The organism is Streptomyces sp. NPDC091371, assembly GCF_040684275.1.
In the GTDB taxonomy this organism is placed as follows: domain Bacteria; phylum Actinomycetota; class Actinomycetes; order Streptomycetales; family Streptomycetaceae; genus Streptomyces.
In genome coordinates this window covers 116,493-129,689 of the sequence record NZ_JBFBFP010000008.1, presented here as the reverse complement: position 1 = coordinate 129,689, position 13,197 = coordinate 116,493, and the positions used below count along the sequence as shown (strand labels likewise).

Annotated in this window: 11 protein-coding genes and 1 tRNA gene; 3 read left to right on the top strand and 9 right to left on the bottom strand. The window is 72.8% G+C overall.

Going from position 1 to position 13,197, the window contains the following annotated elements; translation table 11 throughout:
• Window positions 1–139: 139 nt before the first annotated feature.
• The 6 genes from AB0O21_RS12285 to AB0O21_RS12260 form a co-directional block, all read right to left on the bottom strand.
• Complete coding sequence (locus tag AB0O21_RS12285; protein ID WP_365169768.1) at window positions 140–1,216, bottom strand: transglycosylase family protein; 1,077 nt, start codon at window positions 1,214–1,216, stop codon at window positions 140–142.
• 166 nt (window positions 1,217–1,382) lie between these two features.
• On the bottom strand, window positions 1,383–1,640 hold the full coding sequence (locus AB0O21_RS12280) for a hypothetical protein (RefSeq protein ID WP_365169765.1): 258 nt from the start codon (window positions 1,638–1,640) through the stop codon (window positions 1,383–1,385).
• 29 nt (window positions 1,641–1,669) lie between these two features.
• The gene (locus AB0O21_RS12275; protein WP_365169763.1) at window positions 1,670–1,792 is read right to left on the bottom strand and encodes a hypothetical protein; all 123 of its coding nucleotides are present in this window, start codon (window positions 1,790–1,792) and stop codon (window positions 1,670–1,672) included.
• Window positions 1,793–1,995: 203 nt separating this feature from the next.
• Window positions 1,996–3,201, bottom strand: coding sequence for an MAB_1171c family putative transporter (locus AB0O21_RS12270; protein ID WP_365169760.1), 1,206 nt, complete (start codon window positions 3,199–3,201; stop codon window positions 1,996–1,998).
• Window positions 3,201–3,725, bottom strand: a complete 525-nt coding sequence (locus AB0O21_RS12265; RefSeq protein ID WP_365169757.1) for a hypothetical protein — start codon at window positions 3,723–3,725, stop codon at window positions 3,201–3,203. Before AB0O21_RS12265 ends, AB0O21_RS12270 begins: the two co-directional genes overlap by 1 nt.
• Before the next feature lie 47 nt (window positions 3,726–3,772).
• Window positions 3,773–4,315: a hypothetical protein gene (locus AB0O21_RS12260; RefSeq protein ID WP_365169754.1), complete on the bottom strand. Its 543-nt coding sequence runs from the start codon at window positions 4,313–4,315 to the stop codon at window positions 3,773–3,775.
• 233 nt (window positions 4,316–4,548) lie between these two features.
• On the opposite strand from AB0O21_RS12260, the gene AB0O21_RS12255 reads away from it, so the two are divergent.
• Window positions 4,549–5,523, top strand: coding sequence for a helix-turn-helix transcriptional regulator (locus AB0O21_RS12255; RefSeq protein ID WP_365169751.1), 975 nt, complete (start codon window positions 4,549–4,551; stop codon window positions 5,521–5,523).
• 42 nt (window positions 5,524–5,565) lie between these two features.
• Here AB0O21_RS12255 and AB0O21_RS12250 read toward each other — a convergent pair whose 3' ends face one another.
• Genes AB0O21_RS12250 through AB0O21_RS12240 form a run of 3 tightly spaced genes read right to left on the bottom strand, consistent with a single transcriptional unit; the run spans window position 5,566 to window position 11,023 of the window.
• Window positions 5,566–7,956 carry a TIR-like protein FxsC gene (locus tag AB0O21_RS12250; protein ID WP_365169748.1) on the bottom strand — a complete coding sequence of 797 codons (2,391 nt, stop codon included), beginning with the start codon at window positions 7,954–7,956 and terminating at the stop codon, window positions 5,566–5,568.
• The gene (locus tag AB0O21_RS12245) at window positions 7,953–10,043 is read right to left on the bottom strand and encodes a hypothetical protein (protein ID WP_365169745.1); all 2,091 of its coding nucleotides are present in this window, start codon (window positions 10,041–10,043) and stop codon (window positions 7,953–7,955) included. The genes AB0O21_RS12250 and AB0O21_RS12245 overlap by 4 nt, the downstream gene beginning before the upstream one ends.
• The gene (locus AB0O21_RS12240; RefSeq protein ID WP_365169742.1) at window positions 10,040–11,023 is read right to left on the bottom strand and encodes a hypothetical protein; all 984 of its coding nucleotides are present in this window, start codon (window positions 11,021–11,023) and stop codon (window positions 10,040–10,042) included. Before AB0O21_RS12240 ends, AB0O21_RS12245 begins: the two co-directional genes overlap by 4 nt.
• A gap of 207 nt (window positions 11,024–11,230) precedes the next feature.
• Here AB0O21_RS12240 and AB0O21_RS12235 point away from each other — a divergent pair.
• Together AB0O21_RS12235 and AB0O21_RS12230 are read left to right on the top strand one after the other, a co-directional pair.
• Window positions 11,231–11,306: transfer RNA gene (locus tag AB0O21_RS12235), tRNA-Cys, on the top strand.
• Window positions 11,306–13,120, top strand: coding sequence for a hypothetical protein (locus tag AB0O21_RS12230; RefSeq protein WP_365169739.1), 1,815 nt, complete (start codon window positions 11,306–11,308; stop codon window positions 13,118–13,120). Before AB0O21_RS12235 ends, AB0O21_RS12230 begins: the two co-directional genes overlap by 1 nt.
• The last annotated feature ends 77 nt before the right edge of the window (window positions 13,121–13,197 follow it).

Here is a 13,197-nt window from a genome sequence, read left to right as displayed (position 1 = left end):
TTCTAGCGAGGGCGGCACGGTTTTGCAACTAGGTGCAAAACCGAGCGGGGGCCCGTCGCCCCGGGATTCCGGGAAGGCGGGCCCCCGCTTGTGGCGGAGTTCACGCGGCCGCGCTCGAGGCGGCCGCGTCAGGAGGTGGCTACCAGAGGCCGAGGATGGGCTTGTCGCCCGGGATGCCGAAGCGGATGTTGTAGATCACCGTGTTCGAGTCCTTGGCGGCGCCGAAGAAATCGGACTCGGCCGGCCGGTAGACGCCCACCTTGTCGGTGCCGTCGCCGTTCCAGTCGCCCTTGATCGGGACATCACCGGGGTTGCCGAACTTCACGGCGCGATCGACGTTCGCGGTGGAGTTGGAGTCGCTCAGATAGAAGAAGGTGTCCGAGGGACGGTAGACGCCGACCGTGTCCTTCCCGTCGCCGTTCCAGTCACCGACCATCGGAGTGTCCCCCTCGACACCCATCCGCCGGACGTGGGCGACCGTCTCGTTGTCGTTGGTGAGGTAGAACGTCTGGTCGCTGGGCCGGTAGACGCCGATCGTGTCGGTGCCGTTGCCGTCCCAGTCCCCGACGACCGGGACGTCACCCGGGTTGCCGAGCTTGCGCGACACGGCGACCACCCCGTTGACGTTGGAGAGGTAGAAGCTCTGATCGCTCGGCCGGTACACGCCGAAGGTGTCCCTGAGGTCGCCGTTCCAGTCCCCCGTCAGCGGGACATCGCCCTGCGCGCCGAACGTCACGGACCCCGCATAGTTCCCGCTGCCGTCCGACACCGAGAACGTCTGGTCGCTGGGCCGGTACACGCCGGCCGTGGAGCGCTTGTGAACCGGGTACGGAACCGCGCGGTCGGCACCGAGTCCGGCCGCGGGGCCGCAGATGCGCCAGGCCTGTTCACCCTGCCCGGCAAGGATCTTCTCGGCGATGAGGATCTGCTGCTGCTTGGTCGCCTGGTAGGGGAAGGTCGCATACTGCCCGCCGCCGTAAATACCCCAGATGTCGAAGGAAATCCGCAAGCCGCCGTAGTACGGCGAACCGGTCTGTACGTGATTCCAGTTGCCGCCGGTCTCACACTGTGCGACCTTGTCCCAGGTCGAGACGGATGCCGCGTCGGCCTGTACGGCGGACAGGGGCAGCAGGGTGGCAACGCCCAGCGCGGCGGCGGCTATTCGGGCACGGGTGTGCAGGGTGATGGCACGGGCCGAGTTGGACTTGATGGGCAAGGCGATCTCCTTGAGGAAGGCCGTATGAGCGGCCGGCCGAGGTGTCTCGGCGAAATGTGGTGTGCTCCGCGGCTGTCCGCAGCCGTGCCGGGTCGCCCCCGCCGCGCAACGCGGTCTACGGGGGACGGCACTTGTGGCGGCGCGCCGTTGGTGAGCGGTGCTGCGATCAGTGGTGGAGCGTGACCGAGAATCCGCGGGCGCCGGAGGGGTCGGAGGCGAGCGCGGCGGTCATGAGACATCCGGCCTTGGCCTGCGCGATGTCGGCGCCGGCGGCGCGGATGAAGAGGACGATCCCGATGCCGGCCGGGGTCGCGCGGGCCCAGATGTGTTCCAACCCGCATTCGGGTCTGGCGTGGGCCCACAGAATGTCGACGAGGGCGTGGGCGTGGTCCTCGGTGGGCGCTTCTTCTCCTCCCGTTCGCACCAGGGTGAGGTGGACGGGCACCACAGGGGTCAGTCCCAGCCGATGCCGGCCTGGCCCGTCGCAGCGTGTGCCGTCGACGTCAGGGGCGCCGCGACGCCGGACAGGACGCAGGCGGTGAACGCGGCGGTGAGCAGGCGAGCGGTTCTCGGCATGGCTGTACCCCAAAGTGGTGGTGTCGGTGAGGTGATCGGGGGCTGCCGTCCGGGCTGTTGGCCTGGAGACCCGGCTGGGGACTTGGTGTCCGCGCCCTTTCCGTGAACACCATCCTGCCGACCGCGCGGACCCCCCGGGAAGTCGATCGGCCCGTCACCATCCGGCCTGGCCGCATCAGGACGCAGTCCGTGCCGACCTTCCGTTATGACCCGGTACGGGCCTCCTCTGCCGTGGCCGCCGGTGAGGTGACGCCCTGGCCGCGGGACAGTTGCCCGTAGGCCGCGGCGACCTTGAGCAGCCAGGCGATCTCCTCACCGGGAGTCCTGGCGTCCGACGGGAGCGGGATGACGGTGTGGCCGGCGTCGGAGTCCTCGTGGAGTGCGGCGAACAGCCACGCCGCTTCCGCGCCGGCGTCGGATACCTCGCCGCCGAGCGGCGCGCCGGAGTCGGCCACCGGTCCGTCGGGATGGGTCGCGGCGAACCGGTCGCGCAGGACGAGACAGGCGTCGCGGATCTCGAAGGCGCGGTGGGCCACGTCCAGGGTCCGGTCGCCGAGGATGAACAGATCGCGCGTGCGGCCCACGCGCGGACCGAACGCCACCGCCGGTACGGCCTGGAGCAGGTCCGACCACAGGGGGTGCAGCCGCCACAGCGCGTACTGGTCGTGGAGGTAGCGGGCCAGCGTTCTCATCGGCGGCAGGACCAGGCCCGCCACGAGCAGCAGGAGGGCGACCACCGGCAGGGTCTCGGAGACCGGGTCGAACGTTCCGGGCCCGGGGTCCTGGGGGCGGCTCTGCTGGCGGGCGAGGAAGACCACCCGGTAGGCGGTGTAGACGAAGCCGAGCGCGCAGCCACCCGCCAGGCACACGACTCCCGCGCGCAGCAGCCCTTGCGGCATGCTGCGCCGGTTCGACCAGAAGAGCTTCGCCGACAGGGCGGTGGAGGTGCCGAGGTAGGCGTAGACGATGCCTTCGTACAGGCGCACCGCCGGGTCGCCGAGGTGTGCGTCCGTGACCCGGCTCGCCGGGCCGTCGGGGTCGTGCTCGAAGAAGAAGACGAACAGCACCGTGAGGGCCAGCCCGGCCGTCACCGCCAGGACGATCCGCAGGCGCTCTCTCGCCGCCCGCCGCGGTTTGCGCCCGTGGACCGTGATCACGTACTCCAGCATGAACCAGTTCGCCGCCAGGCCGACGAGGTGCTTGACGAGGACGGACAGGTCCGGTGACCCGGTGGTGATCCGGATGAGGTGCTCGACCGCGGGCACCCTGGTCGTCAGCGTCACGGCCATCGCGATGAGCAGTCCCCACAGGAGCCGGGAGGGGTGTGCGCCGCTGAATGCGGACGGGGCGCGCCAGATCACCAGCGCCCACATGAGCGCGGGCAGGGTGAACTCGTAGACCGCGTACATCAGTCTCCTCGCCAGCTCCGCAGGCGGCGTATCGGGTGCGCGAGGCTGGTGGCCAGTCGGCGCGAGGACGGGGTGCCGATGCGGTCGGCGCCGGCCAGGTCGGCGAGGAGCACCGCGATCATCTCGGCCTCCTGCTCCTCGACCGTGTCGAAATTGCTGCGCGCCGCGCCGAGCGTGTGGGCGAGCAGTTCCGGAGTCAGTTCGGTGAAGGCCTGGGCGATCCGGGCGAGTTCGACGTTCTGACTGTGCCCGCACAGCACATGGCCGAGCTCGTGGAGTTTGATCAGGTCCTGGTGTGCCGGACTGGTTCGCCGCTCGTAGAAGACGACGTCCACGCTGGGCAGCGCGATCCATGCCCCGCAGGGGGATTCGAGGCCGAGCGGGGGCAGCGGCTCCATCACGATCGGCCGCCCGCGGTGCCGGGCCAGTGCGTCGCGGAAGGAGTCGACCGTGAACGGATCGGGTAGTTCGATCCCGGCCAGGATGCCCTCACAGCGCCTGCGCAGACCCCGGGGTACAGGCATGCGGGAGTGGATCCCTCCGTCAACGGGTCGGTTCGCCGGTCAGCCTACTAGTGGCCGTTCTCCTCGGGACCTGCGGCCGTGCTCGCATCCCCGGCCGCCTCCGCCTCGAGCGCGCTCAGGCGGTCGGCGAGCGCCACCAGCATGTGGAGGCTGTTGTTCGACAGCCCTGACGCGCGCTGCGCGAGGCCGATGACCCCGGCGTTCCCCGTGGCCGCTCGGATGTCGGCCAACTTGTCGAGGCCCAGCAGTTGTTCGTCCACGGCGGCGGCCTTGGCGTCGTCCAGGAAGTACGTCGCCCCGGAACGGATGCCGAAGGCGAGGCCCATCCAGTCCAGCGTCTCGACCGTGGGGTTGGGGGGCTGCCCCTTCTGCGTGCTCGCCTGGTGCAGATTGCGGATCGTGTCGCGGGAGATCACGCTGCGTCCGGCGATCCGGTTGACCCGGTCGGCCAACTCCCGGTACGCGGGCGCCTTCCCTCCGGCCCGGGCGGCTTCCCGGGTGATCAGCGCGTCGAGCCTCTCGGATATCTTGCGGGCACGGTCGGGCGGCGAAGCCGGGTGCCGGCCGTCGGCGGCTTCCTCTGTATCCATCCCCGCCAGCTCCGTTCAGTCGAGACCCCTGGCCCCCCAAGGCAACGATTTTACTCGCCGAGCCATATGCCGTTCAACCGGACCAGGGGACCAGAGCGTTCAATTCCAGACTCCGTCCCGCTCGCTGTCCGCTGCTTGATCAACCGTCACATCGACCCTATGCTGATGGCGATTTTAATCGTCATGCGAGCCGGGGGGCTGGGCGGATGTTGGACATGCTCGGGCTTGACCACGTGTCGGAAGCCGTATACCGCGCGATGCTCTCCCACCCGGAAGGCGGCGTGCAGGAGCTCTGCGAGCAACTGGACCTGCCCGAGAGCGCCGTGCGCGACGCCCTGGACAAGCTCGCCGACCTCAGGCTCCTGCGCGCCTCCCGGGACGTACTCGGTGTCATGCGGCCGGTCAGCCCGGAGCTCGGCCTGGAGATGCTCCTGCGACGCCAGGAGGAGGCCCTGCTGCGCCGTCGGCAGGAGCTCGAACTGAGCAAGGCCGCCGCGGCGCGGGCGATCGCCGAGTACGCCGACCTGCGACCGACCGCCCCGGCCGCGCCGGCCGCCCCGGCCACCGAGCGCCTGCTGGGTCTCGACGCCATCCAGACGAGACTGGAGGTGCTCGCGCGGGAAGTCTCCGCCGAGTGCCTCTCCGTGATGCCGGGCGGAGCCCAGTCACAGGCCAGCCTCGACGCGTCCAGGCCGCTGGACGACACGGCCATGAACAAGGGGGTCGCCCTGCTGACCCTCTACCAGGACAGCATGCGCCACGACCCCCCGACCCTCGCGTACGCGCGGTGGATGACCGAGCGCGGCGGCGTGGTGCGCACCTGCCCCACCCTCCCCCCGCGCATGCTCGTCTTCGACCGCCGCGTCGCCGTGGTCCCCATCGATCCGGCCGACACGAAACGCGGCGCGCTGTGCATCCGCGAGGCGGGGGTGGTGGCGTCGCTGGTCGCGCTGTTCGAGCAGACGTGGAGCTCCGCGATCCCGCTCGGCGCCGACCGCTGCAAGGACGCCGACAGCGGTCTCACCGCCTCCGAGGAGGAGCTGCTCAAGCTCCTCGCGTCCGGCCTCACCGACGAGGTCGCGGGCCGGCGGCTCGGCATATCCGCCCGCAGCGTCCGCCGGCAGATGGCGGCGCTCATGGAACGCCTCGACGCATCGAGCCGCTTCGAGGCCGGACTGAGGGCGGCCCAGCGCGGCTGGATCCACTAGCCGGCCCCGTCGGGCAGGGGCCGCCCGGCGTCCTGCGGGCGGTCAGTCGTCGGGCGGCGGAGGCGAGTGCATTCCCTGGGGCCCCAGGAGCCGCGGCCGCTCCGTGTGGGTGCCGGGTGCGGGCGCGTAGACCTCCGCATGCCTGAGGAACTGCTGCGCGGCCGCCTCGACCACCTGCGGGAGGATCTGGCCGAGGGTCTCCACACTGGCCACGCCGTTGGCGGCGGCCCGGCAGGCGGCCCGGCCCTGCCCCATGGTGACGGGCAGGGTCTCCTCCAGCCGCCGGGCCAACTCGGCCTCCTTCCCCCGGCCTTGGTAGTCGTACCGGTTCCACGGCACGACCACGTTGACCCACGGGCGGTTCCCCTGATCGAAAGCGGCCAGTCGCCGGCGCCTGCGTTCGTCCTCCACCGCCCACCGGTCGAGGAGGAGGATCTCCGGCCGGGCCGGCGGCTGCCCGGTGTCGAGCTGCTCGACCTCGTCGTCGAAGGAGCCGAGGGTCACCCGGTAGTTCAGGTTCCTGGCCAGGTCCTCGATCACGTGGGCGATGGGCCGCTGCGACTCCGGGTGGTACGGGTTCCAGTCCAGCGCGCTGTCCCCGTAGTACTCGGGGCTCCGCCCCTCCGGCAGATCGTGCCGGGAGGCCGCGGCGACGACGACGTGCAGGGATCGTGTGGGGCTCCCCCGAAGGCCGGCGGATGCGCCGAAAGCGCTGGGGACCGTCCGGTAGTCGAGCGGGCGCACGGGCGTGAGGCTGGAATCGGCTGCCTTGACGATGCGCTTGGCCAGTTCGTACACGGCCCGCTCGTACTGTTCCGCGTAACCGCGCAGTTTGATCAGTCCGTACAGCCCGTCGGTGAGGTAACGCGGTCCGAATGCGGTCTGGTCGAACCGGTACCCGTCGGCGAACCCCGGCAGCCGGGAGGGCGGCACCGGCACCCACAGTGCGGGCACGATGGCCTCGGCCCGCTCGTTGCTCGCCGCGCGGTGCCTGACGGCGCGCTGCGCGAAGGCGTACCACTCCTTCCCGCACGCTTCGCTGGCGAAGTAGCGCGGCGAGAACAGGGGGACGAAGACCCGGCTGGTGGCGAGCGCCTCCCCGAGCCGGTCGGACCAGCCCTCACCGCTGCGCACCTCCCGGTCCATGAAGCCGACCGGGTAGCCGGCGGGCAGGTCGGTCATCGCCATCACATGGGCGCAGAGATCACGGAAGAGGCGCTCCACCCACATGTCCGGGTCGGGGCCGCCCGCCCCGTACCTCGGTGTGTGCGCGTAGCTGAGGAAGAAGTACGGCGGCGCGGCGGCGCGGGTGCCCGGGCCGCGGCCGATGCCGCCCGGTCGCGCAGTGGCCGTGATGGCCGTCGCCTCGACGGGGCCGCCCGTCGCGGTGCCGGGGCGGGGCGCCGGCCGGGGGCCGCGCCGGCGTTCGACCAGGCGCCCCGCGTAGTACGGCAGGCGCTCGCGCAGCAGGCGCACGTCGCGCACCCCGAGCGAGGACTGGACGTGTTCGCGGACACCACTGTGGAACCGCAGTGTGGTCGGCTCGTCGTCGGATACGGAGAACAATCCGCCGACGAGGATCTCGGCGAGGTCGGAGGTGGTGGCCTCCGGTTCGAACTTCTCGGCCATGGACCGTAGTTGTGCCAGATCGACTTCCGTGTAGGCCGCGCAGAGGACGGCCAGTCTGGCCGCTCTGGGTGAGGCCAGCAGCAGGAAGGAGTCGGTCAGGCCGGCCGCGGTGCGCGGCGGTTCGTGGAGTGGGGGCGGGTTCCACGCGGCGGGGCCGGGCACCAGCAGCGCGTCGCAGCCCAGGGGCCGCGATCCTGTCAGGGACTCCGCCCACTGCCCCAGGGAGTGGGCGGTCAGGGAGGCCACGGGCAGGGGCAGCCACGAGGGTTCGTCCGGTCCGCCCCCCGGCAGGGTGCCGAGGAGCGGCGGGAGGCGGAACTTGAGGCCGGCATTGCTGATGACCGGCGCCCGGGGCGGTTCGACGCGCACGGCGGGCAGATCGAGCCCGGTGCGGCGCCAGAGTTTCGGCGGCAGCGGGTTGATCAGTGCCGTGGGCTGGTGGCGGAGGAGCGCGTACAACTCCTGCCACCACTCCGGCCTGCGCCACCGCGGGGAGGCGCAGTCGGAGACCAGGAGCACCAGCCGGTCCCCGGCCGGGCCGCCCGGGAGCCGGGTCTCCAGGATCCCGACGGAATGCAGGCGGCCCGTCCGGACCTCGTGGAACGCCCTCAGCCTCGTCAGTGACCGGATGAACGCGTCGAGGTCGCCGCGCCATACGGACATGGTCCGCGACCCGTCGACGAGGATCCGGGCACCGAGACGGGGGTACACCGCGTCGCCCCCGATCCACTGGTCCCGGAACGGCAGCAGGGCTCGGGCCAGCCGGTCGGCGGCGGTGACAGGGGGGCGCCCGGGGCCGCTCATGAAGGCCCCGTGCTCGTGCCCGACGCCCTGATCCGGTCGCAGAACGACAGCCATTCCCGGTCGTCCCAGACCAGTCGCAGCACCGCGATGTCCTGGGTCGGGGCGCCGCTCCACTCGCACCGGTAGCTGTCCAGGAGGCTGTCGGGCAGGGTGCGCCAGTGGTCGTCGAGCTGCCCGTGCAGCGGCGGCGCGAAGCCGTCGGCGCCGTGCGGCCAGACCAGTACGGGGGTGTAGGCGAGCAGCAGGTCCAGCAGGGCCGCCTTGTCCCGCGCCGGACGGCGGACCAGCCCCACGGCGCCCGCGCCGTACTGCCCCCGGGCGAGGCGGGCGCCCAGGGCCCGGGGATCGGCGGTCTCCTGCGCCGACAGCCAGTCCAGCGGTGCCGACGCGGCGGTGTGGTTCTCGATCGCCGTCCAGCGGGCGCTGACCGCCGCCTCGGTGAGCCTCAGCAACCGGGACGGCGCCAGGCGCTCGCTCCAGTGCATGACGACGTCGTGGTGGACTCCGAGCAGCAGCGCGGATCCGGATTCCTCGGGACGCCAGGTGGCCAGCAGGGCGCTGGGGGCCGCCACGTGGACCCGGGTCAGCGGCAGTTGGAGCTTCGCCGCCGCGTCCCGGGCCCACACCACGGCGCTGCCGAGCGCGTCCTCCACGCTGTCGCGGTCGACGGGGCCCTGCGTCTCGGGAAGGCAGCTGAAGGTGTTGCGCTCGCAGATCTCCCCGTCCAGGAGCAGCCAGGTCTCCAGGGTTTCCGGCCAGGCCCCGGCGACCGACGCGTGGAGGCTGGTGACGAGGGAGAGCCGTTGCCCGGCGTGCCGGCTCCGGGCGTACTCCACGGCGTCGTTGAGTTCCTGCCGGGCCTTGATCTCCTCCGCCCAGCGGACCAGTTCGGGGTCCTGATCGCTCCGGCCGGCGGCCCGGGCGAGGAGCAGGACGAAACGGGTGACCCACGGGCGGCAGTCGTCGTGGGCGACGGGATGGTCGAAGGCGAGGTAGTCGAGGACGTCCACATCGGTGGCGCACGCCGCGGGAGGGCCGGAGGGGAGCCGCCGCTCGCCCGCGAGCAGGGCGCTGAGCGCGCGGCGGATCCGCGGGGTCGTGAGTTCCGCGCCGATCCAGGCCCGTAGGAACTCCACCGTGCGGACCGCCACGTACAGCTGGTCCGCGGCCTGCGCGGCCCGGTCCCAGGCTCCGTCCTGCCGGGGCGGCCGCCCTTCCTCCAGGCCGCGCAGCAGGGCGCGTACGGCCGCCGTGTCGTACGCCCTCGGTGCGGGTAACGGCGGATGCAGCGCGCCCAGGGCGGCGGCGAGCTCCTCGGCCGCGAACGGCCCGCTGAGGACGCCGGGCGTGGAGCCGCGGTGCCGGGAGTTGCGGGCGATCCAGAGCGGCTCGTCGACGAAGGGCTCACCGTTGTAGTGCGCGTCGGTGATGTCCTGGCCCTTCACGTGCCGTCGCAGTTCCCGGGCTACGTGGCTCACCGACAGGGCCTTCTCGTCGACGGGGATGCCGCGGCGCAGCAGGGCGGTGAGTTCCCGGGAGAGCGCCAGGTCGTAGGCGGGCTGGCTGCCGGCCGAGGCCATGAGGAGTGACATGCGGGTGCGGCCGTTGCGGCTGCCCGCCGTCAGCTGGGTCGCCGCCGGTATCGCCCCGGCCGCGTGGCAGGTGTCGATGATGCCGATCAGGCCGCCGACGCCGTTGTGGTCGGCCGCCATGGTGACCAGTGCGCTCACGTCCACGGCTCCCCGGCGTACCTCTTCGACCGAGTCGGCGGCCATCAGGTGGAGCGTGCCGGTCCGGCCGACCACGAACCCGTGCCCGAGCAGGGCCAGGACGAGGACCGCGTCGCGGTCGGCGGCGTGCTCGACCGCGCTCTCCACCAGGGCCAGGATGTGCCCGCTGGTCAGCCCGTCGCCGGAGAACAGCGACTCGCCGCCCGGGAGGCCGGGAGCGCAGCCGCCGAGGGCGCCGTCCCTGAGCGCCCGGTCGAGCTCGCGCGCGGCCGGTTCGAGGGACTCCAGCCGCGGCATGGACGTGCACTGGGGCGCGATGACGAGCAGGTGTCTGCGGGGGTCCGGTACGGCCGTCACGGGGCCTCCGCCGCACTGTCGCGCAGTGCGGCGGCGACGGGCCCCGCCAGCGCCGGCTGGGCGAGGTACTTCTGCGCCGGGTGCACCCACACGCCGTCGGAGTCCACGCGCCGGCTCTCCGGGACCACTCCCGCCGCGTTGGGCACCACGTCCCGTTCCAGGCGGGGCCGTACGGCGATCAGGTCGTCGCGGTCCCAGAAGTTCAGCCAGTTCCCCACGCAGGCGGGCGCGGCCGGCGGGTGGGGCCGCAGGCGCGGCCAGACGGCCGCGCGCGTCGAGATGGGGGAACCGAGGGTGACGAACAACGGTACTTCTCCCGCGTGCTCGTGCAGGGCTTCCATGGCCACGACAGATCCGAGGGAGTGCGCGACGACCAGGCTCGGGCCGTCCCCGATCGCGTCGAGCACGCGCGCTCTGATCCGCTCGTCCAGGCTGCCGCCGCCCGCCTGGTCCTCGCCGCGGGCGAGGTAGCGGGCCACCTGGGCCAGTTCGCGCACCATCAGCTTGGGGGCGACCCACGTCCCGACGGAGCGCCACGGCCTCAGCGCGAGGAGCGTGGTGGCCACGTCGAGCGCCTTGCGCAGGATCTGGCCGCTGCCCTGCGCCTGGGTCCCTTCCGCCAGCTGCGCCCGGGCGTGCTCCAGGACGCGCCGCTCGGCCCGCCGGCGATCGGGATCGGTTTCCGCGTCGTTCTCCTCCACCAGGGACGCCACCACGTCGCCGAGCAGCCCGGCCAGGATGTCCGCCTCTTCCCCGGTCGGACTCCACGCGCCGTCGCCCTGCGCCCCGGGCGCGGTGAAGAGGTCCCCGTAGTACGCGAACGCCCTGCTGCCCGGCGTGCCCGCCATCAGCCGCTCCGCCTGGTCGGCGTGACCGGCGGCGGACATCCCGGCGGCGAGTGCGGTGGACCACTGCTCCAGTTCCCCGGCGGGGTCGCGGGGGCCGCCGATGCCGTGAACGAACACCACACGTGCGGGCATCGCGACCTCCCCGTTGATCCGGCCACCGCGGCCTCCGTGACGTACCCGGCCGGGACAAGGCTATCGCCGCGCGGGCCGGGTTCCACACCGCGGGCGGAGACGTGGCGCAGCCAACACCCGTGGGAAGCGGCCGACTTGGAGCAGCTCGGGTCGTCCGGACGGCAAACCCGCAGCTCGCTCCCCAGTCATCGCGTTAGGATCACGGGACGGCGTGTAGCTCAGCAGCCAGAGCACCGACCTGCAAAGTCGGAGGGCGCAGGGGCAGGACCTGCCACGCCGGCCATGGACGAGAAAGATCCCCTGACGAGCCTGCCCCCGGGCGACGCCTTCGCCTACTGCCTCACCGACGAAGGCCGCGCCCGGCTGCGGTCGTTGCTGGACAGCGGACGGTACGAGCTGCGCGCGCCCGAGGAGGCCGCGCTGCTCACCGTGGCCTGGCTGGTGCGCGCCGGCGACGCCTCCGGTGCGGCGGAACTGGTCGAGGAGCTTCGGCCCCACGCGCACGAGGTCCGCTTCGCGCCGCGCCCCGCGGACCTCCCCTCCCCCGGCCCGGAGGCCGTGCACCACCGGACCGTCGGCGAGGCCGCCGCCCTGCTCGCGCTCCGGGGGCCCGACGAGGCCGTCGAGGCCCAGCGCGAGGCCCTCACCGTCTGGCGGCCGTACGAGGACGAGCTGCTCGCCCACTGGCTGCGCGCGGACGTGGACGGCCCGGAGTGGCGTACCGCGGGCGCCGCGCTGCTGGAGCGCCACCGGTCCCTCGCAGCCGCGCACACCCGCTGCACGAAGCACCTCGACCCGAAGGAGAACACCTCGATCCTGCGCCGCGCGCTGGAGGAGGCCCTCTCCGGCCGCACTCCGGACCCCCGGGCGGCCGGCCTGCTGAAGCACGCCCTGACCTCGATGGTGGCCAAGCGCGACCGGGCGCGCCCGCAGCCCGGACAGGACCGGCCGGCGCACCACGCCCTGGCGGCGCTGGTGCTGCGCCGACTCTCCGCGTACCCGGTGGACCGGGGCCTGCCCGAGGCGGAGGCCGCGGCGCTGGTCGGCCCGGTGACCGCCGAGGAGGCCGCGAAGAGCGGCCTGCCCGCCGGGGCCGCGATCCCGCGGGCGGTGCGGGAGGTCGCCGGGAGCGTCCTCGACGCGCCCGTGGAGGTGCTGCTGGAGCGCGGGCTGATCCCCTCCGCCGAGGTGCTGGCCGAGCTGGCGCCGCAGCTGATCGCGACGCGCTACGCCGAGGGCTATGCCGACGCGCCGCTGCGCACCCTGATGGCGGCCACGTACCGGGCCGCCCGGCGCAGGTCCATGCGCCACTGGATTCCGGCGTACCACGTGGGCGTGGCTGAACTGCCCTGGGTCCGCGCGGTCGACCGGTGGCACCGGGACGCGCCGGCGGCACGGGATCACGCGGTCCTCGCATGGCTGGCCGAAACCTCTTTGCGGGTCTTCCCCGGGGCCGGACTGCCCACCCGCCTCCTGCACGTGTTGTCCGAGCTCGAAGGCCGCACGGCGTTGCCCACGCCGATCCACGTGGACCCCTTCGCGGACGACTTCAGCGGGACGGCCTCTCCCCGTCTTCTCGACGCGGCCCGGAACGCCGCCGAACTGCTGTGCGGCACCCCGTACGAGCGCTACTACGGCATCGACTACGCCGCGGTGCGGGGTATGGCGGCTACGAACGACCGGAAGGGCTTCACCCGCCTGTGCGCCGGGCGCGCCGGCCGCACCCTGCTGACACTCCAGCCGAGTCCAAGTCACTGGACGGCCGGCCCCGCCCCGACCCGGGACCCCGCCGTCATCGAACAGGCCCGCATCCTCACCACCGGCAATCTCGCCACCCTGGTCCGCGACCTGCGCATCGCCCCCGAGCCCGGCTGGCCCGCCCTGGCCCGGGCGGCGTTCACCGAAGCCGCCCGTGCCGGGACCACAGCCAAGCGCTCCGCCCGCTCCTGGCGGCACCTGCTGTTCCACCTCTCGCTCTGCGACGCCGACGAGCGGGCCGGCGTACTCGCCTGGATCGACGCGGAGGCCGCCCGGCTCCCGGTGCGCGCCGCCGCCCGGATCGCCCTGCCGCTCGCGCACCTCCGGCTCGTGGCGTAGGCGGCCCGCGCTGTGAGGCGGTGACCAGCCGGCCCGCCGGGTCGCCCGCGGTGACGACCTCCTCGACCGTGACGTCG

Bases quoted from the DNA above. Each gene is read 5' to 3' on its own strand.
- AB0O21_RS12275 (WP_365169763.1), bottom strand. From the start codon at position 1,792: ATGCCGAGAACCGCTCGCCTGCTCACCGCCGCGTTCACCGCCTGCGTC.
- AB0O21_RS12270 (WP_365169760.1), bottom strand. From the start codon at position 3,201: ATGTACGCGGTCTACGAGTTCACCCTGCCCGCGCTCATGTGGGCGCTG.
- AB0O21_RS12265 (WP_365169757.1), bottom strand. From the start codon at position 3,725: ATGCCTGTACCCCGGGGTCTGCGCAGGCGCTGTGAGGGCATCCTGGCC.
- AB0O21_RS12260 (WP_365169754.1), bottom strand. From the start codon at position 4,315: ATGGATACAGAGGAAGCCGCCGACGGCCGGCACCCGGCTTCGCCGCCC.
- AB0O21_RS12250 (WP_365169748.1), bottom strand. From the start codon at position 7,956: ATGAGCGGCCCCGGGCGCCCCCCTGTCACCGCCGCCGACCGGCTGGCC.
- AB0O21_RS12240 (WP_365169742.1), bottom strand. From the start codon at position 11,023: ATGCCCGCACGTGTGGTGTTCGTTCACGGCATCGGCGGCCCCCGCGAC.
- AB0O21_RS12230 (WP_365169739.1), top strand. From the start codon at position 11,306: ATGGACGAGAAAGATCCCCTGACGAGCCTGCCCCCGGGCGACGCCTTC.